Annotated in this window: 13 protein-coding genes; 9 read left to right on the top strand and 4 right to left on the bottom strand. The window is 44.3% G+C overall.

The window, feature by feature from the left end:
* The first annotated feature begins 57 nt into the window (after positions 1–57).
* The 3 genes from JIG41_RS05045 (at position 58) to JIG41_RS05035 (ending at position 4,602) form a co-directional block, all read left to right on the top strand.
* Positions 58–1,020 carry a sensor histidine kinase gene (locus tag JIG41_RS05045; RefSeq protein ID WP_199524347.1) on the top strand — a complete coding sequence of 321 codons (963 nt, stop codon included), beginning with the start codon at positions 58–60 and terminating at the stop codon, positions 1,018–1,020.
* Between the two features lie 72 nt (positions 1,021–1,092).
* Positions 1,093–1,737, top strand: coding sequence for a UPF0149 family protein (locus JIG41_RS05040; RefSeq protein WP_036972480.1), 645 nt, complete (start codon positions 1,093–1,095; stop codon positions 1,735–1,737).
* Between the two features lie 321 nt (positions 1,738–2,058).
* Positions 2,059–4,602 carry a TonB-dependent siderophore receptor gene (locus tag JIG41_RS05035; RefSeq protein WP_199524346.1) on the top strand — a complete coding sequence of 848 codons (2,544 nt, stop codon included), beginning with the start codon at positions 2,059–2,061 and terminating at the stop codon, positions 4,600–4,602.
* A 217-nt stretch (positions 4,603–4,819) separates the two neighbouring features.
* Here JIG41_RS05035 and JIG41_RS05030 read toward each other — a convergent pair whose 3' ends face one another.
* Complete coding sequence (locus JIG41_RS05030) at positions 4,820–6,688, bottom strand: cation:proton antiporter (protein ID WP_036972477.1); 1,869 nt, start codon at positions 6,686–6,688, stop codon at positions 4,820–4,822.
* 256 nt (positions 6,689–6,944) lie between these two features.
* Between JIG41_RS05030 and JIG41_RS05025 the strand changes: the two genes are divergently transcribed.
* From JIG41_RS05025 to JIG41_RS05005, 5 genes are all read left to right on the top strand, one after another.
* Entirely contained in the window at positions 6,945–7,136 is a 192-nt protein-coding gene (locus tag JIG41_RS05025) for an alternative ribosome-rescue factor A (RefSeq protein WP_036972476.1), read from the top strand.
* Between the two features lie 472 nt (positions 7,137–7,608).
* Entirely contained in the window at positions 7,609–10,788 is a 3,180-nt protein-coding gene (locus tag JIG41_RS05020) for a glycosyl hydrolase family 18 protein (RefSeq protein WP_199524345.1), read from the top strand.
* A gap of 55 nt (positions 10,789–10,843) precedes the next feature.
* A complete protein-coding gene (locus JIG41_RS05015; RefSeq protein ID WP_199524344.1) occupies positions 10,844–12,442 on the top strand; it encodes a lytic polysaccharide monooxygenase in 1,599 nt (532 codons plus the stop codon).
* 65 nt (positions 12,443–12,507) lie between these two features.
* Positions 12,508–15,141: a glycosyl hydrolase family 18 protein gene (locus JIG41_RS05010; RefSeq protein ID WP_199524343.1), complete on the top strand. Its 2,634-nt coding sequence runs from the start codon at positions 12,508–12,510 to the stop codon at positions 15,139–15,141.
* 203 nt (positions 15,142–15,344) lie between these two features.
* Positions 15,345–16,097, top strand: a complete 753-nt coding sequence (locus tag JIG41_RS05005) for an ABC transporter substrate-binding protein (RefSeq protein WP_199524342.1) — start codon at positions 15,345–15,347, stop codon at positions 16,095–16,097.
* Between the two features lies 1 nt (position 16,098).
* Here the strand turns inward: JIG41_RS05005 and JIG41_RS05000 are convergent, their stop codons facing one another.
* From JIG41_RS05000 to JIG41_RS04990, 3 genes are all read right to left on the bottom strand, one after another.
* A complete protein-coding gene (locus JIG41_RS05000; protein ID WP_199524341.1) occupies positions 16,099–17,604 on the bottom strand; it encodes a DUF2235 domain-containing protein in 1,506 nt (501 codons plus the stop codon).
* 193 nt (positions 17,605–17,797) lie between these two features.
* Positions 17,798–18,367, bottom strand: coding sequence for a manganese efflux pump MntP family protein (locus tag JIG41_RS04995; protein ID WP_036972950.1), 570 nt, complete (start codon positions 18,365–18,367; stop codon positions 17,798–17,800).
* Between the two features lie 90 nt (positions 18,368–18,457).
* Entirely contained in the window at positions 18,458–19,762 is a 1,305-nt protein-coding gene (locus JIG41_RS04990) for an NAD(P)/FAD-dependent oxidoreductase (protein ID WP_036972471.1), read from the bottom strand.
* A 260-nt stretch (positions 19,763–20,022) separates the two neighbouring features.
* Here JIG41_RS04990 and JIG41_RS04985 point away from each other — a divergent pair, with 260 nt between their 5' ends.
* Positions 20,023–21,957: an ATP-dependent DNA helicase RecQ gene (locus tag JIG41_RS04985; protein WP_199524340.1), complete on the top strand. Its 1,935-nt coding sequence runs from the start codon at positions 20,023–20,025 to the stop codon at positions 21,955–21,957.
* The last annotated feature ends 18 nt before the right edge of the window (positions 21,958–21,975 follow it).

Genomic DNA, 21,975 nt, shown 5'->3' with positions numbered 1-21,975 from the left:
CCTTAAATTAGGGCTTGTGCTAGGTTTTATAAGAGATGAGCTAAGTTTGAGGCTAAAATGGGTGATTTTAAACAAGCCTATTTACTAGAAAAAGCGGCGCGTGAACAAGCGGAGCAATTGTTAGCAGATAAAAGCCGGCTGTTGGTTGCATTAAACAGTGAACTTGAACAAAAAATTGCTGATTTAGAGCATCATCAGGCGATGTTTATTCAGGCCGAGAAAATGGCAACACTTGGCACGCTTTGCGCGGGTGTTGCGCATGAAATTAATAATCCACTGGCTTACAGTATTAGTAATGTTGACTGTTTAAAAGATTACTGTGATTTTTTTAGTGAGTTGCTTAGTGCATGTGACAAGTTTGCCAAGCGACACATTGAAAGAGATGTTTTTTCTGAGCAATTGACGCAACTGAATAAAAAACATGAATTTAATTATGTAGCCAACGACTTGCCTGAGCTAATTAGCGACACTGCCCAAGGCTTACAACGGATCCGTAAAATAGTTGCAAATTTGCTCGATTTTTCGCGGCCTAAAGGGCACGAAAAGCAATTTGCCGATATGACTGACGCGGTGAAAAGTGCCGTAAAACTGTTGGCAAATCAGTTAAACGATTACCACTTACACACCCACTACAGTCCTATTTCGATTAGCTGGTGTAATTTGCCTGCGATAAGCCAAGTTGTCGTTAATATTTTAATAAATGCCAAGCAAGCATGTGACAGTAATCGCTCAGAGGCACAGGTTACGGTGTCGGTGTATGAGATTGAGCATCATATTTACATTGATATTGAAGACAATGGCGAGGGAATGTCGGAGCAAACAATGGCTAAAATTTATGATCCCTTTTACACCACAAAACCTGTAGGCGAGGGAACCGGTATGGGCATGACCATGGCATACGCTATTGTGCATGAGCATCAAGGTCGGATTGATATTCAAAGTACACAAGGTATGGGAACGCGTATTAGCTGTGTGTTTCCGATCCTCAGTCATGTAAGGCAAGTTGTTGACAATATCTAAGTTGTTGCAAAAAAATGTGGATTCGCTAGTGTAGGAATACACCCTAACAAAGGCAAAATATAAAGGCTCAATATGCTTAATAAAGAAAGTGCAGATGTATTTAAAAATTATCTCGCAAGTCAAAGCGAAACACAGCAGGTTAGTTTAGACCAAGTAATCGGTTTTATGAGTGGCTTGTTAGCGTGTTCTGAGTTTTTTGGCGAGTCTGAATTGGCTAATTACATAGCCGACGGCGACGAAACGGTGTTTAACACGTTAATGACTGAGTCAGCCCCTCGTGATGCGATGATTGAGCTGCTTGATAATGTAACGGAAGCACAAGTTGAGCAAAAAAAATTACTCGTACATTTATACCCAGATGAAGTGAAAGCCAACGAGCCAAGCCAAGCATTGCAAGATTTTTGCAGTGGCTATATTGCAGCCTATATTGTTAACCAAGATATCTGGCATAGTGATTTACAATTTTTGTTGAAAGCCGATGAACAGAATGACAACGCAGGTGATGGTCAGCTGTTTATTGATAATTTTGAAGCAACGCTTGATTTACTCACAACCTTAGCCATGTGGGATCAGGCGCTTGCAAATCACCCCGAGCCTGATAAGTTAGGAGAAGGTTTTGCGACCTTTTTTACCGCGTTAGATGAAAGCTTGTCTGAGATTGCAACGATGGCGCTGATGCTTGAAGATGAAAAACTCGCGATGATAGAGCAAGAATAACCTCATCCTGTTAATAGCAGAGATAAGTGTGTAGTTGCATTTTCTTGCTTATTTCTGCTCGTTAAATAATCAAAACCCCTTTCTTTAATCACTTAATAGTACAAATAGGTATAATTATACCTAAGTCGTAGCTAATTTTTCTTTCTTTTCATTTTTTTGTTGATAGGATGTTTTGTAAAGGTTAACTCGCAGGCTTGAGTTAGCTTTCAAAATTAAGATTTTATAAATCTATAACACGTGCTTAATGCTTTTCCTTTGTTTCTCCCTGTGGGGCGCTTTATTTTTTAGCTTTGGAAAAGCCAGAATATCAACAGGATTCACATGACAACACATTCTTTTAGTATGCTGGCTATTGCCGTCAGCGTCGCTGTGTCGGCGACTTCATTGCAGGCTGCTGAGCAAGCAACAGACGTTCAAGCTGATAAAAATATTGAACAAATTTCAGTTTTGGGATCGCGAGTAGCAAACCGCACTGCGACCGAATCAAGCTCTCCTATTGATTTAATTGATGCTGATACCCTGAATAAAGGGGGCTTCACTGAACTTGGCCAAAGTTTACAAGCGACCGCACCGTCTTTTAACTTTTCTCGTACGCAAGTGTCAGATGGGTCGGATTTATTTAGACCCGCGACTCTGCGCGGTTTACAGCCAGATCAAACGTTGGTGCTTATTAATGGTAAACGTCGTCATAATCAGTCTATTTTTGGCCTAAACGGCACTGTGGGCGCGGGTGCAGCGGGAACCGACATGAACGCTATTCCGCTTAGCGCATTAAAAGGGGTTGAAGTATTGCGTGATGGCGCAGCGGCGCAATATGGCTCTGATGCAATTGCAGGGGTGATTAACTTATCACTTAACGATTCTACCGGTGTGACAACGGGCTATGTGCAAGCAGGTAGTACGGGCGAAGGCGACGGCGATACGATTTCGATTGGTTTAAATCGTGGTTTTGATTTAGGCGACGAAGGGGGGTTTATTAATTTTTCGGCTGAATACCGTAATGCTGATGGCACTAATAGAGCCGAGCGTGATACGGGTGGGTCGTTAGATGTTCCTGCTGGCACATTATCTGACGATGTCCGCTGGGGGCAAGGTAATGCTGACAGCGAGTTTACGTCACTTTTTTATAATATGGCACTCCCGCTGGGTGACACTGAACTTTACTCATTTGGTGGCTATTCAAACCGAACAGCATTAGGTAATGGTTTTTACCGTAACTATAATCAGGCCGCAAAGAATGTGGTGCAAGTATACAGCGATGGCTTTTTACCTCGTATAGACAACGAAGCCGAAGATATTTCATTTGCAGTGGGTCTGCGTGGCGAGCTGAACCCTGACTGGGGTTATGATGTGTCTGCTGTGTACGGTGAAAATAGCTATGATTTCACTTCAAAAAATACCTTAAATGCCTCTTATGCGGCTGAATATGTAGCTAATAACCCAGATGCGAGTGATGCAGATATTGCTGCTAATGCGGGCCCACGAGGCGGGTATTCGGGCGGGTTTAGATTTGATCAAGCCACCGTGAATGCCGATTTAAACGGCGTTGTTAATATTGGCCGCAGTGAGCCTGTGTATGTGTCGGTGGGGGCTGAGTACCGCAAAGAAAACTATCAAATTGTCCCAGGCGAAGAAGCATCCTATGCGTGCGGCCTTGCTAATACAGACACTTCTTACCCAGCGGTAAACGATGACAGCGTATTTGCTGAATGTGGTTTTCAGGCTTATAACGGCCTTCGTCCTGAGGCATCAAACAAAGAAAGCCGCGACAGCTATGCATTTTATGTCAATGCTGAAACCTTGCTGACAGATGCATGGCAAGTGAGTACGGCACTGCGCTATGAAGATTTCTCTGATGCGGGTGACGACATCATTGGTAAATTAGCGACACGCTATGAAATCTCTGATGATTTTGCAGTGCGTGGTGCAATCTCATCGGGTTTCAGAGCGCCTTCATTACAGCAAAGTGCCTACACGGCTTACACCACTAACTTAGGTGCGGGTGGGGTATTATTGCAGTCATTTACTGCAACGGCGGGATCTGATTTTCCTTCAGCACTGGGCGTTGATAACCTTGGCCTTGAAAGCTCAGAGAACCTAAGCGCAGGTTTTGTTTATAACGTGAGCAGTGAACTGTCGTTAACCGTTGATTTTTATCATGTTGAAATTAAAGACCGCATTACGCTTGGCAGCTTAATGTCTGCGGATGATGTTGCCTTTAGCCCTGCGGCTGTGGCTGCATTGAACGCCACTGGCGCACAGCAAGCGAACTACTTTTCAAACTCGGTAGACTCAACCACGAAAGGGGTTGATATTATTGCCTCGTACCGTACTGATTTGTACGACGGTAATTTCTCAGCAACGTTTGCTGGTAATATTAACGACACCGAAATTGATAATGTTAATGCCCCAGAGGGGATCCCTGAGTCGATTGCACTGGATGATTTGCAGCGTAGCTTTTTAACAGATGGTCAACCAGGTGAGCGTGCAACGCTTACATTTGAATATGATCGTGGCGACTTTAACAGTATGTTGCGCTTTAATTATTATGGCGAAACAGACGTTAAGTACTTTGGTAATGACCATATTGGCTTACCAGATGAGCTTTCACCTACAGGCGAATTTAAAGATACCAGTACGGTAGAGTCTGCGGTTTTAGTTGATATTAACGTGGGTTATCAGTTAACTGATGAGCTTATGCTGTCGGCAGGTATTGATAATATCTTCGACGTGACCCCTGATGAGTTAGGCGAAGATGAAGCACTTGATTTTATCACTAACCAAGCGTTTAAGTACCCTGTACGTGCCTTGCCTTATGGCTTTGATGGCATGACCTACTATGCAAAACTTAGTTTTAGCTTTTAATTCCTATATTGAAATGAAGTTTAAATAGCGCCGAAAGGCGCTATTTTTTTGTCTTTGCGAAGGTGAATACCTATCGGCAATAATACTTAATTAAGCACAATGGTATACGTATAGCGCCCTGCATTTATAAAACGCAGCTGGGGTAAAGCAAAGCGTATAGCAGCGGTTTAATTCACTTTGAGTTATACCGCATAAAACCGCTGTTACGTGTAAGCCTTTATTGTTTTGAACTATTGGCAGCCCGTTCGCATATGTCGCGCATTCGCTGTTTAATCTCAGGCTCTTTTTCGTTGAGTAGTTTACTAATGCAGTCGATGTACGCGTGGTTTTCTTCAAATGGCACACCTATTTCGTAGGCGTCTGCGGCTAAGCGCAGCATTTCTTTGTCAAATTCGCTGAAGATATTAACCAGCTCTTGTGCTTTTTGTTGCTCAATGCCGAGTGCTTCAAATGCGCTGCGACCCATGCGAAGGGAGCTGTCGTAGGTTTCTCTTATAATGTCGCGACACCCGTATGCCCACAAGTCATAAACATGATGGCGGTCTACAGCACGCGCAACAACATGAAGGTGCGGATAGTTTTGCATTGCATAGCGAACCAGTTTGGTTATTTGCTCGGCATCATCAAGTGTAACAACTAGTAATTTTGCATTGTCTATTCCGGCGGCGCTGAGTAAGTCGGGTCTTGTTGCATCACCAAAAAAATTGCGGATCCCGACACGCTCTAATCGATCAAGCTGTTTGTAATTGTAATCAATTACGGTGGTATTAAAGCCGCCCGCTTTTAAGATTAAATCGACAACCCCTCCAACACGACCAGAGCCAGCAATGATGACGTGGCTATCTTCAGGAAAGGTTTCTTCTCGGTGAGCTTGCTCGCCAATATAACGAGGGGCAATGAAACGTTGATACACAATGTATAATACCGGTGATAACAACATAGAAAGTGTGACAACCAATAACAGTTGGTCGGCCAAAGCCGATGGAAGCACATGATTGCCCACGCTGTAGCTTAATAGCACAAACCCAAACTCACCGGCTTGAGCAAGCCCTAGCGCCAGTAACCATAGGGCGGCTCCTTTTAAGCCAAACAGTCGCCCAAGTATTAATAACGCCGCTGTTTTAGTAAGGATCAGTATCGCCGTTAAAAGCACAATGGTCGCGAGGTTATCAGTTAATAACTGAAAATTAATACTGGCGCCAACAGTGATAAAAAAGAGCCCTAACAGTAATCCTTTGAAAGGATCGATATTACTTTCGAGCTCGTGCTTATAGGGGGAGTTTGCAAGCACCACGCCTGCTAAAAATGTGCCCAATGCGGGTGAAAGGCCCACTAACGACATCATCAATGCTATGCCAATAACAAAAAATAGCGCCGTGGCGGTAAAGAGTTCACGAAGCCGTGCTTGTGCTACAAACCTAAAAAGTGGGGCTGTGAGATGGCTTCCGCCAAACACCACAAGCGCAATCATACCTAATGTGACTAAGGCTGCTTGCCAGCTTTCAAGCCCTGCTACGAGGCTAAGCCCTGTATGACTGTTATTGCTGGTGCTTGTTATTCCTGTTGCCAGCTCTGGTAGGGCTAATAATGGAATAAATGCGAGCATGGGAATAACCGCAATATCTTGCGTGAGTAACACGCTAAATGATGCTTGGCCGCCGTCTGATTTTAATAACCCACGCTCTGACAGGGTTTGCAGCACAATCGCCGTGGAAGAAAGCGATAAAATTAAGCCAATAGTGAGAGCTGTTTGCCACGGGTGATCCAACATCATAGCCAGTGCAGTAAATGCTGCGCTGGTTAATAAAACTTGCCCTCCGCCAAGACCTATTAGTTGTTTGCGCATTGACCACAGTGTTTTAGGTTCAAGCTCAAGACCAACAATAAACAGCATCATCACCACACCAAATTCGGCAAAATGCTGAATGGCAATCACATCCACATTTAAGGTGGTTAGCAAAGGAGAAATAGCAATACCAGCCAGTAGGTAACCCAGTACAGACCCGAGTCCCAGCTTGGTGGCTATTGGCACGGCAATAATGCCTGCAATGAGGAAAATATAGGCTATTAACAGTAAGTCAGTCATTATGATCCTGTTGTTCTTTTTGATTCTTAGTCATTATTTTTTAATAACTATGGTTGTTTTAATCAGTATTGCCAGTTGTTGGTATGTGAATGCAAATAAAAAACACGCTTAACCATAAAAATGGCAAAAATGCATGGCAGCCATTGATTTAAATTACGACAAAATAAGGGTGAAAAAAGAGCCATATTTTTAATAAAACTACTTGCGTAGCAGTATTAACGGTATACAATCGCGACACATTCATGAGGAGTAAAAAATGAGCAAAAAGAAACAAAAAAACCAAAGCCAAGTTGATATTGGCCGCGGCGTAATTAACGACAATGCCTATGCTGCATTGGTTACCTCTAAGCTGTTTCAGGCTAAAGTTGAAAAAGCTAAAAAAGGCAAAGGTGCGTATCAGCGTAAGGCAAAACATGCAGGACGAGAGTCCTATTTAATCGCTGCTTAATTGAGTTGTGATCAAATAGGATTTTTTATAAAAGCAAACACCCGCTGTTTGCTTTTTTTATCTCAAACATCTTCTAAAAAAGTCACCGCGTTTACTTTTTACACAATTTTTATATATGTTTTTACAATAAAACTAATTTATTCGCTATATACCCAAAAAAGATACATTTTTTATTAACGCTATTTACCGCTATTTTCCCTCGCCAAATTCTAAATGCCTTGTAAGCCGTACGCTTCAAGGTTAAAAACTTGTTAATTTTGTGTTCATTTTTACGCTGTAGAATCGAGCAAGTTTTAGTCGCAGCTCAATAATTTTTATCAGTTTTGACAGAGATTAACGGTATTTTTCAGTAAAAATAAGAATGCATTTACCTTTATTGGGTAAATTAGAGGTTGACCTGATTATTTTTTATGTTACTTTTAGGTTGGAAATGTAAAATAATTGTTATAACAACCTTGGGCGGAGGGAGCGAATGAGCTCACATCAATTAATAAAAAATGCCTTTAAACTAAGTGCGCTGTCACTCAGTGTATTTGGCTTTACAGCACAGGCTGCAATTGATTGCAGTAACTTAGAAGTATGGCAGCAAGGCCAAACACATGTCGGTGGCGATCAGGTGCAAGCACAAGACAGTGCCTATGAAGCTAAATGGTGGACACAGACTAACCCCGTGGAGACATCCGGTGTTGATCAAGAGTGGCGTTTATTGGGTGTTTGTGACAGCGCTGTCAGTGAGAATCAAGCACCACAAGTAACAAGCTTAAACCCTGCTGAGGGTTCTTTGTTTACCACTGGTGACAGCGTTGTCATAGGGGCTGGCGCCATTGATACTGATGGCACAGTTGCGAGTGTTGAATTTTTTGTTGATGGAACATCGGTGGCTGTTACAAGCAGTGCGCCATATTCAACAAGTTGGCAGGCAACCGTCGGAAGCCATGTAATAAGTGCGGTTGCAACGGATGAGTTAGGGCTTACATCAACAGCGGTGGCACATTCGGTGAGTGTGTCTGATGCTGTCGAACCGGGTAATCAAGCGCCGACAGCAAGCATTGAATTTAGCACTGTAGCGAGTCAAGTTACCGTGGGTACTGATATTGTATTTGCACTTTCGGGCAGTGATAGCGATGGTCAGGTGACTGGGCTTAGTTTGGCAGAAAATGACAGCGCTGTTTATCAGGCAAGTAGCGCGTCATCAAGCTATACATGGCAAGCACCGGCACTGGGTCAATTTACCTTTACGTTAACCGTGACAGACAATGAAGGCGCAACTGGCACTGCCACTCACGTTGTGAATGTGGTTGAAGCGACGCCGCCAGGTGCTGATTGTAAGCCACACGGTTTATACCAAACACCGGGTGTGAATACACCGTATTGTACAGTTTATGACAGCAATGGCCGTGAAAAAATGGGCGCTGATCATCCGCGTCGTGTGATTGGTTATTTCACTAGCTGGCGCAATGGTGCAAATGGTCAACCGAGTTATTTAGTGAATGATATTCCGTGGGACAAAATTACCCATATTAACTACGCCTTTGCGCACGTTGATGCCAATAACAAGGTGTCGATAGGCGATCCGAATGCTGCGGGCAACCCCGCAACAAATATGACTTGGCCGGGGGTAACAGGGGCCGAAATGGATCCTAGCTTTAGCTACACAGGTCACTTTAATCTACTGAATAAATTTAAAAAACAGCATCCAGATGTAAAAACATTAATCTCTGTGGGTGGCTGGGCCGAAACCGGTGGTTATTTTGGTGCAGATGGCACGCGCGTAAACAGCGGTGGTTTTTACACAATGACAACGAATGCCGATGGCTCGGTAAACCAAGCTGGTATTGATGCGTTTGCGAAAAGCGCCGTTGAATTCATTGAAACGTATGGTTTTGATGGGGTTGATATTGACTATGAATACCCATCGTCGATGAATGATTCGGGCCATCCTGATGATTTTGCTATTTCGAATGCGCGTCGAGCAGGCTTAAATGCCTCGTATCGTGTGCTGATGCAAAAATTGCGTGAAGAGCTTGATATTGCGGGTGAAAAAGCAGGTAAGCATTATCTACTCACGATTGCATCACCGTCTTCGGGTTACTTACTGCGTGGTATGGAAACTTTCCAAAGCGTGAAGTACCTAGATTACGTGAACATTATGTCGTACGACTTACATGGCGCATGGAACTCACACGTAGGTCACAACGCAGCATTGTATGACACTGGCCTTGATTCAGAGCTTGCACAATGGGGCGTGTATACAACAGCTGAGTTCGAAGGCATTGGTTACTTAAATACCGATTGGGCTGTACGTTATTTCCGTGGCGCGGTGTCAGCGGGTCGCATCAATATTGGTATTCCTTATTACACGCGTGGTTTTAAAGATGTGTCGGGTGGCACACATGGCCTGTGGGGACAAGCTGCGTTACCTGATCAATCTAACTGTGCAAAAGGCACCGGGGTTGGTGAGAAAAACCTATGCGGCAATGGTGCGCTAGGCATTGATAACCTGTGGCATGACAAGAACGATGTAGGTGAAGAAATGCCTGCAGGTTCTAATCCTTTATGGCATGCGAAAAACTTAGAAAACGGGATTAATCCGTCTTACCTTGAAATCTACGGCTTAACGCCAGATACCGACACAGATGATGTTTTAACGGGCACTTATACACGTTATTACGATGATGTTGCCGTGGCGCCTTGGTTATGGAACGCAGATAAAAAGGTGTTCTTATCAATTGAAGATGAACAGTCGATGGCAACCAAAGTTGATTACGTTATCAACAATGGCTTAGGTGGCATCATGTTTTGGGAACTGGCGGGTGACTTTGATTACGACTCGGCAAAAGGCGAGTACTTTATGGGGTCAAGTTTAACGACGCTGGCTTACGATAAGTTTAATCAAAGCGGTGTGGCATACGACACACATCAAGGCAATGTTGATTTTACCGTGCCCAGCGAAGCTGTAGATGTGAGCTTTACGGTTAAAGACTTCCCGATTGGTGATGATAACTACCCAATTTCACCGACTTTCTCATTTACTAATAACTCAAATATTGATTTAAGCGGCGCGAAAATTAGCTTTGATGTGCCGGTATCGACGTCAGCCATTTTCAAGTCGAACTGGAATGCGCAAGAAAAGCTCGGTATGGCGGTTGAGGCAAATGGCTCGAATGCTGCGGGCAACAATATTGGTGGTTATGAGAATGAATTCCATCGCTTTTCAATCACTCTTGTAAATGAGTGGGGTGGAATTGAAAAAGCCTTTAACACCGGTGAAACCGTTGATGCACAAGTCATGTATTACATGCCTATTACTGGCCCAACTAATTTCACTATTGAAAAAGAGGGCAAAACCTACGCATTTAAATACGAGTACCCAATGCTTCCTGATGCCGTGCCGGGCACCACAAACCCAGGCGGTGACAATGGTGGTGATAATGGCGGTGACACAGAGGGTAACGATGCAACGTGTGACGGTGTCGATGTCGCCAGCATTGCGGTCTATCCAAATTGGCCGCAAACAGACTGGGCTGGTAACCCAAGCCATGCCGTTGGCGGTGATCTGATGAATCACAACAATGTGATTTACGAAGCTAAGTGGTGGACAAGCACAGAGCCAGGCACATCAGCTGATTGGACTGTGAGCTGCACGCTTTAACTCAACAAAGCGGGGCACGCAATGTGCTCCGCATTTCTACAGCGAGAATACAACAATGAAAACAACTAAATCGAAGGCATTGTCTTTATCGGCAGTGGCAACCAGCATGCTGCTTGCCTGTGCATCAAGCCATGTGAATGCCCACGGATTTTTAGAAAGCCCTAAAGCTCGCCAAGCATTTTGTCAGGCAGACGGCGGTTATTGGTGGCCCGCTGATGGTAGCGCTATTCCTAACCTTGCTTGCCGTGCAGCATTTGCAGAGGCAGGGCATGTGCAGTTTGTGCAAGATATTGAATATTCAGCGAACACGATTGATTACACCAACCTAGCAGCGGTAAAAGACAGTGTGCCCGATGGCCGTTTATGTGCGGCAGGCGACAGTGAAAAACGAGGCATGGATTTACCCTCAGCTCACTGGCAACGTACCGAGGTGGTGCCCAACGCGAATGGCGATATTTTAGTGCGTTTTTTAGCAAGTACGCCTCATAACCCAAGTTTTTGGCAGTTCTATCTGACAAAGCCTGGATTTGATAGCGCCACAGACGTTCTCACGTGGGACGATTTAGAGCTGGTTGAGGAATACGGCAATCTTGATTTTGTGATTGGTGATAATAACGACCGTTACTATGAAATGAGCGTGTCTATTCCTGCTGAGCGCCGTGGCGACGCTATTTTATATACTCGCTGGCAGCGTGATGATGCAGGTGGCGAGGGCTTTTATAATTGTAGCGATATTACCATTGTCACAGACACTGCACCGACGGATCCGAGTGAATGGTCTGCACTGACGTATTTTGTGCGCCAAGGTCAAAATGCCGAAGTGGGTGACAGTGTGTCTGCGCGTTTGTTTGATGAAACAGGGCAAGAGCTGTTTACACAACAAATGCAAGTCACCAGCGATAATCAGGCTAATTGGCAAGCAGAGTTTGCTCAGCTGCTTAATCTGAATTACAGCCATTTACTACGCATTGGTGTGCAAGATGCTGGTGGCACAATCGCTTTTAATGCCAGCGATATATTAACCAATCAGGTGTTTGCAACAAACGCCAACTACAGTTTTGCACTGAGCGTAAAAGCCGCACCTGAAAATACTGCCCCTATTATCCATCAACCTGAAGATATCACTCTGAATGAAAATAGTACGGCAGATGTGCACTTACATGCCTTTGACGATCAGCAAACCGCATTAACATACCGCTGGAATGTACCGGCTCCTGTTCGCTTTACTGGGGCGGGTGCCGACATCACGTTAATAGCACCAGAAGTCGATGCAGATACCTCTTTTACTGTCACGGCCTCAGTATCTGACAGCATGCTTACCAGCGAAGCCAGCTTTACGGTCACGGTACTAAATAGCAGTGTGGTTGAGCCAAACCCCGATGCGCCCGCGTGGAATAACAGTGCGCAATATAACACCGGCGATAAAGTGAGCTTTAACGGCGGGATCTACAGTGCGAAATGGTGGAACCAAGGCGCACAACCCGACAGCAGTGATGCATGGCAGCTTGAATCAGGTTCGGCATCGAGCGAATGGAACATCGGCAAAGCCTACCAAGGCGGTGACGAGGTGACCTATCAAGGACAGCGCTATCGTGCGCAGTGGTGGACTCAGGGCGATACACCGAGTACCAGCCAAGTATGGGCAAAAATCTAAAGTTTTGTAGTTCAAACTTTATCAATAACAGCAAACAGCTAAATAAAAATAGATAAGAGAGAATCATGAATATAAAACAATTAAGCGCAGCCATTGGTGTTGCATTATGTGCCAGTGCAGCGAATGCTGCACCATCGACACCGACCATTATTTGGGAACCGCAAGAGTACTCGTTTGTTGAAGTAAACCTTGAAGGAACGGGCTCGTATAAAAGCCTCGTTAAACGTGTTGATCAAGTAACGATTAACATTGAGTGGAATGCATGGAGCGGTGATGGTGGCGATAGCTACAAAGTGTATTTTGACAATATGCTGGTAAATGAAGGCCCTTTGGCTGCGGGCACTAAAAGCGGAGTGATTAGTTTCCCTTATGATAAAGCGGGTCGCCACACTTTGTATGTTGAGCTTTGTGAAGGTGGCACAACATGCGCGCGCAGTGAAGGCAAACCCATTGTTATTGCCGACACCGACGGTGCGCACTTAGCCCCATTACCCATGGATTACGATCCCAATAATAAAGACATTGGTACAAAAGAAGGGTTGGTAACAGGGGCTTATTTCGTTGAATGGGGTATTTATGGGCGTGACTACGATGTCACAAATATTCCTGCACAAAACTTAAGTCACATTTTATATGGTTTTATTCCAATTTGTGGTCCGAATGATTCACTGACTGGAGGCCCTAAAAACGCGCTAAATACTGCGTGTGCGGGCTCTGAAGATTTTGAAGTCGTTATTCATGATCCGTGGGCAGCGATTCAAAAAGCCCTTCCGGGTGTCAGTGCAGACGACCCAATCCGTGGTACTTACTCACAATTAATGGCGCTAAAACAACGCTACCCTGATTTAAAAATATTGCCATCTGTAGGCGGTTGGACGTTATCTGACCCATTCGCATATTTTACTAATAAAGCAAACCGTGACACGTTTGTCGCATCAATGAAAGAGTTCTTAAAAACATGGAAATTCTATGATGGTGTCGATATTGACTGGGAATTCCCTGGGGGCGACGGTGCTAATCCGGCGTTAGGTGACCCAATTGCAGATGGCCCTGCTTATGTGGCATTAATGCAAGAGCTGCGAGCTATGCTTGATGAGCTTGAAGCCGAGACTGGTCGTCAATATGAGCTAACATCAGCAATTGGTGCAGGCTACGACAAAATTGAAGATGTTGATTACCAAGCAGCTAGCCAATATATGGATTACATTTTTGCCATGACGTACGATTTTTACGGCGCGTGGAGTGGAGTAACAGGCCATCAAACCGCCTTGTACTGTTCATCGCATTTCCGCCCTGGTCAATGTGATGGCACGGGTGTTGACGCCCAAGGCGTACCATACAAAGGACCTGCTTACACCACCGATAACGCAGTGCAGTTATTACTTGCGCAAAATGTTCCATCGAAGAAAATTGTTGTGGGCACAGCGATGTATGGTCGTGGTTGGGAAGGGGTTTACCCAGCAGGCACGACTATTGATGGTAACCCTATGACTGCAACAGGGGCGGGTCCTTTAAAAGGCAGCACTGCGCAAGGCGTCTGGGAAGACGGTGTTATTGATTATAAAGGCATAAAAGCACATATGATCGGCGCAGCAGGCACCGGTATTAATGGCTTTGAAGTGGGCTACGATGAGCAAGCAAAAGGCGCATATGTCTGGAATCGCTCTACAGGTAAATTGATTACGTATGACAGCCCTGCCTCTGTTATTGCAAAGGGTAACTATGTTAATCAACATGACTTAGGGGGATTATTTGCATGGGAAATCGATGCCGATAATGGTGATATCCTGAATGCGATGCACGAAGGTTTAGGTGGTGCGGTTACAGAGCCTAGCAACAGAGCGCCTGTGCTGTCAGTATCAAGCACCGTAACTGTAAACGCCGGTGAGTCTGTTTCAGTTGCTGCATCAGCAACCGATGCCGATAACGATGCACTGACTTATAGCTGGACAGCAGACGCCGCGCTGTCTGTAACGGGTGAAAACTCAAATACACTGGTTATTGCTGCGCCATCAGTGACAAGTGATGCGCAATACCTAGCAACGGTATCGGTCACCGACGGTAAAGCCGTGGTGAGCCGTAATGTAACAGTGAATGTTGTGGCGCCAAGTACGGGCGGCAATTCAGCGCCTGTTGTGGCTGCAATTTCAGATAAAACCGTTGCTGAAGATGCAAGCGTTGCGGTATCTGTGTCTGCTACAGATGCAGATAATGATGCACTTAGCTATAACTGGACAGTGCCTGCAGGCTTAACATTGGTGGGTTCAGGTGCAAATATTAGTTTGCAAGCGGGCAGCGTTGATGCCGATACAAGCTATGTTGTAACGGTAGAGGTATCTGACACACAAGCTACGACATCGGTAAGCTTCAACGTGACAGTGACAGACTCTGGCACAACAAACCCACCGGGTGGCGATACAACATGGGATGAAGCCGCCATTTATGTGGGCGGTGACACGGTAATCTATAACGGTGTTGAATATACTGCAAAATGGTGGACACAAGGAAACCGTCCTGATTTAGGTGGCCCGTGGGAAGCAAGCTCAAAACCAACAGACGGTAATGGTGATGTGGTTTGGCAAGCTGTTGGTATCTACAACGGGGGCGACCAAGTCGTTCACCAAGGTACAAAATACGAAGCGAAGTGGTGGACTCAAGGAGAAGAGCCCGGCGTTGTGGATGTATGGAAAGCACTTTAAACCTACCTAGCTACATGTAGTGTATTTTATTAAAATGTGATTTCCCTACAAAGCAGCCTTCGGGCTGCTTTTTTAGTGTCTAATCTCTAACTTTTCCTTATTTTAATTGCTCACTTTCCTCCTCGCTTAGTTTTTGTGTTTCACCTATTATGAACCATACTAAAAGAGTGATGAGTTTAGGCTCTTAAACTACAGGTGTGTTGATGACGATGAAAGTGCTTTTCTTATTGGTTTTTGCTGCGTTAAGCACTGAAGCGTTTAGCTGCGATAGGGTTTTAAAAGTCGGGGTGAGCCAATCGTGGCGACCCTATGTTTTTAGCCAAAATGATCAGCTCACCGGGATTGATATAGAGATTACTGACTTGGTGTTAAAAGAAGCGGGGTTTTGCAGTCAATTTATTGTAATGCCTTCGTCAAAACGTGGATTTGCTGAATTAAAACATGGCACTGTTGATTTACTTCCCGCAGCCAGCTACAGCCAGCAGCGAGATGATTTTAGTACTTTTTCAGTGCCTTATCGTAACGAAGTTATGCGTCTTTTTTGGTATCCGCACAGCCATTTGGAATCACAAGACTTAAAAGGTTTACTCGACCATAAACAAACTATTCTTACCAATAGCGGCAGTTATTATGGCGATGAATTGACACGTTTAAGTACGAATAAAAAATATAAAGATCAGTTTGTTACTGTCCCATCATTACGACAGCGCTTAGCAATGCTGGTGGCCAAACGCGTTGATTTTTTTATTGACGATGAACTAGCAGGCTTAAGCTTGATTCAACAACATCAGGCTAACAACGTAAAAATTCATCCGTATATTATTAATAACGATTATATTTATTTTATGCTAAGCGACTTGAGCCTCTCCGAGGAGGAACGACAGGCTATTAACCACGCGATTCAATTCAACAAGCAAGCAATAACCGATATAATCAGTTCCTATAAAACACAGTGAGTTAGCCTAACCGCGTAACACGCAACTTGATACGTCCGGCATTGGCACCATAAAAACGATTTAAGTCATTCGCAAATGGGCAAAACTCGCCTGACTTTGTAATGCGAATATCGGCACCTTCAGCAATTTCAAATAAATGCTCATCGTTGTCATCAATCGCGCCAATAAGTGCAAACCACTGTGCATGCGCTAAGCGTCTAAATGGCTCAAGCACAGCCATGGGAATTTCTTTTACACCTAATTGCACGTTATCACGATGCCAACCCGCGGGGCCGCAACTAATGCCATCGTCATACCAAGTTTGATCAGGATAAGGCGTAAACCGATAGGTCGCCCCTTGCGCTAACATTAATCCGGTGTGGTTATATTTTTCGGCGCCATAAACAAATACATCTTTACTTTGACCAATACTGAGTACGGTCATGTTTTGTTTATCAAGCGCAATATGTGGGCTTAAGCCGTTGAAGGTTAAGCGGCTGTCATCACTGTAGAGCACATCATACGTAAGGCTTTTTAGCGACTCAGGGCGATAACTGGTTAAACGGTTAATACGCTCTGCCACGGTGTAATGAATTGTGGGAGGATGTTCACTTTGCTCATTATCAACCAATACGCAGCACTCTCGGTCAACAAGCTTAAATAAAGGATTAAACCAAAAGTAATTTTGTTGGTGACTAAGCGCCAACGGATCGGGGGTGACAGTGACATCGTCTTGGGCAATTAAATTACGGTGCTCATCGGGCAGTAAACTATGGTAATTAATATCAGCACTGGTCAGAAGGTTAAGTGAAATAGTTTGTTCTATTAACCACTCAATAGCATAACGCAGACAAATGTCGGCTAAGCCATCACGGTAATACCCGCCACCCACGTCAGAGTGTGCGCCCGCAAACCATACCTCTTCTACATGGGGCGCTTTGTTTATGAGTGTTGGCTCAAACGCGCGGCGCTTTTCATCCAGCGCAACACAATGCAGGGCTGCGTTAATATTACTGGCTAGGGTGTAGTTTTCAAAAATAACGTGTTCAGCGCCACGTGTTGCTTTGGTCACTTTTGAAAAACCAATAGATGCCACGGTATCAAATACGCATAAAAAAACATTGTCGCTTATTAAGGGCTCAAGGCATTTTGCAAAACGCCTTGCCAATGCTGCACCACGACTAAAACCCGTTAGCAAAACCCGATCGCCCACAGCGTAATATTGTTTAAAGTCGTTTATTGCGCGGTTTAAAATACTGGCGACATCGTCGCCTCTTGGGGCTAATGCTTGATTGAATAAACGTCTGAAGCGGCTTCCTTGAGTGCCTATGCCTTGGTAATAAAAACTAAGTTGGCTTGGGAATGGCGTTTCGGGTTCACTGTTGAGTGTGCCGCCAAATAACAAATGAAGTTTAAGAATATTGGAAATACTGGCATCTTCTTTGAAATGAGCGGCACTAAATTGTTCTGCATCACGGGGCTCACTGCCTGTGCCATCAAAGTTGAAAATCAGCGTTTTAGGGGTCATAGCGTCATTCCTTTAGTGGTTTGTCATAACATACAAGGCATTTATTAAAATTTGAAGACAAATTATGCGTGATGGCACTCTTTTTATATCAGGCTTTTTATATCAGGCTTTTTATGAGAACACAGAAGACAGGAGAGAGATTTGGGCAAGGTGTGGTTAACCTTGCCCAAAATAGCCGTTTGAACAGCTAAAATTAAGCGTAAGTGTGGCTGTATAGAATGCCTGAGCCAATTAAGATAAGGGCAATACCGCCAATGGCTTCAGCTTTTTTGCCAACCCAGCCACTCATCACATTCCCCAGTAATGAGCCGATAGTCACCATTACGGTTGTGGCGAGACCTATCATTGCGGCAGCAACATAAATATTAACTTTCATAAACGCAAGGCTTATGCCCACGGTCATTGCATCAATACTGGTGCCTACTGCGGTCAGCAGGGTTGCCATTAATGAACGCTTATTGCTTGGCACTTCGTCGGCGTCGTCATCGTCGTCTTTACGACTTTCAATGATCATGTGTATGCCAAGGCCCACCAATAATACAAACGCAATCCAGTGATCATAGGCTTCAACGTACTCGGCACCCGCACTGCCAATTAACCAACCTAAGACAGGGGCAATTGCTTCAATGCAGCCAAAAATTAAACCCAATTTAATGGCACTAAGAATACGTGGGTTTTTAAGTGAACTGCCTTTGGTGATTGATGCAGCAAACGCGTCGGTTGACATTGCAAGCGACAATACGCTGAGAGTAATAATATTCAATTTTTGCGCCCCACAAAAAGTGCGCATTATACGCGTATAAGCCGTAAACAGGTAGAGTAATTTACGGCTTAGGGTGAGTCGCGCTGTTTGTTAATGCAGTTTCATTTTGGGTCTTACCACGCGGAGTACTTTTTCGCTGATCCACAATGCAAAGGTTTTGGCACTGCCATGAATGGCGCGCTGGTGCATACGATAAAGAGAAATATACATAAACCGCGCTATTTTCCCTTCAATAAAAAAGCTATTACTGGTTAAGTTACCCATTAAGCTGCCCACGGTGCTGTAACGTGACAAATTCACCAAAGAGCCATGATCACTATAGGTAAACACGCTTAACGGGTTGTTTTTGAGTGTGGCTAGTAGGTTTTTTTCTACGCATTGTGCCATTTGATGCGCTGATTGTGCGCGTGGTGGAACCTGCGAGCCATCGTCTTGAGTAAACGCGCAGCAATCACCAATCACAAAAATAGTCTCATCAACACTGCTTTGTAGGTATTGATTTACCTTAATTTGGTTGTTACGTGTAAGCTCAAAAATACCAATATCTTTGATAAAATCGGGGGCTTTTACACCTGCTGCCCATACCATGATATCGGCCTTTATAATGGCGTCATTGTTAGTGATAAAGCTGTTTTCTGTGGCTTCTTTTACTTGCGTGCTTTCGCGCACCGTGACCCCTAATTTTACCAGTTCTCGTTTTGCCGAGTTGGCTATGCGTTCAGGCAAGGCAGGCAAAATACGAGGACCTGCTTCGATTAAATCAATGTGTAGGCGCTTGGCTGTCATTTTATCTAGGCCATACATTTTTAGCATGTCGGATACATGATACAGCTCAGCCGAAAGCTCAACGCCCGTCGCTCCACCGCCAACAATGGCAATTGTTAGAGCCTGCTGTGGGTCGTCATCTTGGTGCAAGCGAGTAAAGTTATCGAGTAATGCATGTTGAAAACGCTCGGCCTGTTGGTTTGAATCAAGGTAAAAGCAATGATCTTTTACGCCGGGGGTATTAAAGTCGTTACTCACACTGCCGATGGCGAGCACTAAGTAGTCATAGCTGACATGTCGCTGTGGCAAAATGCGATGGCCAAGTTCGTCTTTTAACTCGCTTAAGGTAATGGTTTTGTTGGTTGAATCTAAGTGGCAAAAACTGCCGAGTTGAAAATTATAATGGTGTTTTGCTGCATGAGCAGAGTACACAACGCCGTCTAAATCGGCATCAATCGACCCCGTCGCTACTTCATGAAGTAACGGTTTCCAAATATGGCTACGGTTTTTATCGATTAATAAAATATCTGCTTGGCGTTTTTTCCCGAGTTTATGTCCTAATTGTGTTGCAAGCTCTAAGCCGCCTGCGCCACCACCGACTATCACGATTTTAGGAGGTTGGTTAGTCATTACGTTGCCCTCAAAAGTATAATACCTAAACACTCTCGATTTAAAAGCGCTTAGGTATTGCAAATCCATTCTTCAATACCCCATGGCAACGGGTCTATTGTGCGCCTTTTTACTGGCTTTGTCAGCAAAGCTTACGAACAATATAGTGTGTTTAGTGATATTAATGGCCTTGGGTGATGAGCCTAAACACGTTAACATGGCTAATTCGCACTAAGGCACCTATCATTACCTAATACAGGGAAATGAAACAAGGGATCAGGATGACTACAGCACTCCACACTTCGCTAAATCAATACTTTGGCTTTACTGAATTTCGCCAGGGTCAGCAACAAACGATTGAACAACTGTTAAATCAACAATCATCATTGGCTATCTTTCCGACGGGGTCGGGCAAGTCGTTGTGTTATCAATTAACTGCATTGCATTTGCCTAATTTGACCTTGGTGGTTTCACCCTTGTTAGCGCTGATGAAAGATCAAATCAGCTTTTTGAATAGCAAAGGTATATATGCGGCCAGCTTAGATTCGAGTCAAACGAGCGAACAAAGTCATACCGTGATGAGTGATGTGCGAACCGGGAAGGTTAAAATTTTAATGGTGTCGGTGGAGCGTTTTAAGAACGAACGCTTTCGCGAGTTCATCAAGCAAGTGCCGATTTCAATGCTGGTGGTTGATGAGGCGCACTGTATTTCTGAATGGGGGCATAACTTTAGACCCGACTATTTAAAACTGCCGCGTTATCGCGATGAGCTTAATATTCCTCTGGTGTTGCTATTAACTGCAACGGCAACCAAAAAAGTAAAACGTGACATGTGTGAGCGGTTTGCCATTGCACCTGAATGCGTTGTGCAAACAGGGTTTTATCGTGCGAACCTTGATTTATCGGTGTTAAGTGTGGCGAGCCAAGATAAACAATCGCACTTAACACGCGTTATTGCTGAGCAGCAGGGCGCTGGCATCGTGTATGTGACGCTGCAACACACTGCCGAGCAAGTGGCCGCAGCGTTAGCGCAGACAGGACTTAATGCAGTGGCGTATCATGCGGGTCTTGACGATGATAAGCGCTGGCAAATTCAAGATGACTTTATGGCGGGTAACATTAATATTGTGGTTGCCACCATTGCGTTTGGTATGGGCATTGATAAGTCGGATATTCGCTTTGTTATTCATTATGATTTACCTAAATCAATTGAAAACTACAGCCAAGAAATAGGCCGCGCAGGGCGAGATTCTAAGCAATCAAATTGTTATACCTTGGCAAATCTAGATGGCCTGAACACGGTTGAAAACTTTGTTTATGCCGATACCCCCGAGCAAACTGGTATTGAATATGTGATCAACAATATTCGCACGGAGCAAACGAATGGTCAGTGGGAAATGCAAGAATACAGCTTGTCGAGTGACAGTAATATTCGTGCACTAGCCTTAAAAACGTTATTAGTACAGCTTGAAATTCATGGCGCTATCACGCCGTTGTATGCCTATTATGCTGACTTTAAATATAAGTTTTTAACAGGCAAAGACACACTTCTTCAGCAATTTGATGAGCAGCGCCAAGCATTTTTACAGCAGGTATTTAATCATACTGAGTTTAAGAAAATTTGGGGCACTCTCAACTTTGACGCCTTAACACATGCCACGCAAGTCGATAGAAAACGGGTGGTTGCTGCGCTCGATTATTTGGCCGAAAAAGGTCACATAGCCCTTGAAACTAAACGCATTACACAAGTGTATGAGGTGAATAACGAAGTCATTAATGCAGACAATTTAGCGTCGCAATTACATCAGTACTTTATTGAAAAAGAGCAGGCAGAAATAAAACGCATTGCTGCATTGGTGCGCTTTTTTGAGCTTAATAGCTGTTTGAGTTATAACCTTGCACGTTATTTTGATGATCATAATGCCCCAAAAGGGTGTGGCCATTGTTCTGTGTGTCGAGGCCAGTCTGTAAAACTTAGTTATTCACTTGAGCACACCATGCCAGACACTGCGGTTATTGCAGCTAAAGTTACACAGCTAAAAGAGCACTTAGCCACTAAAGGGGTAACTGAAATCAGTATTGATACTCAATGCCGTTTTTTAGCGGGAATGAGTGTGCCACTGTTTACCCGCAATAAAGTTAGGCAGCTCTCAGGTTTTGGCCTTTGCGAACACCAGCGTTATAGCGATATTAAAGCAGTGCTACAGCAGTTGTAGTGGATAGATTATTGTTTA

The sequence above is a fragment of the Pseudoalteromonas sp. bablab_jr011 genome, assembly GCF_016464045.1.
GTDB classification, from domain to species: Bacteria; Pseudomonadota; Gammaproteobacteria; order Enterobacterales; family Alteromonadaceae; genus Pseudoalteromonas; species Pseudoalteromonas lipolytica.
The sequence above is the reverse complement of the archived record's forward strand: the minus strand, read 5'-3'. Positions and strand labels throughout refer to the sequence as shown.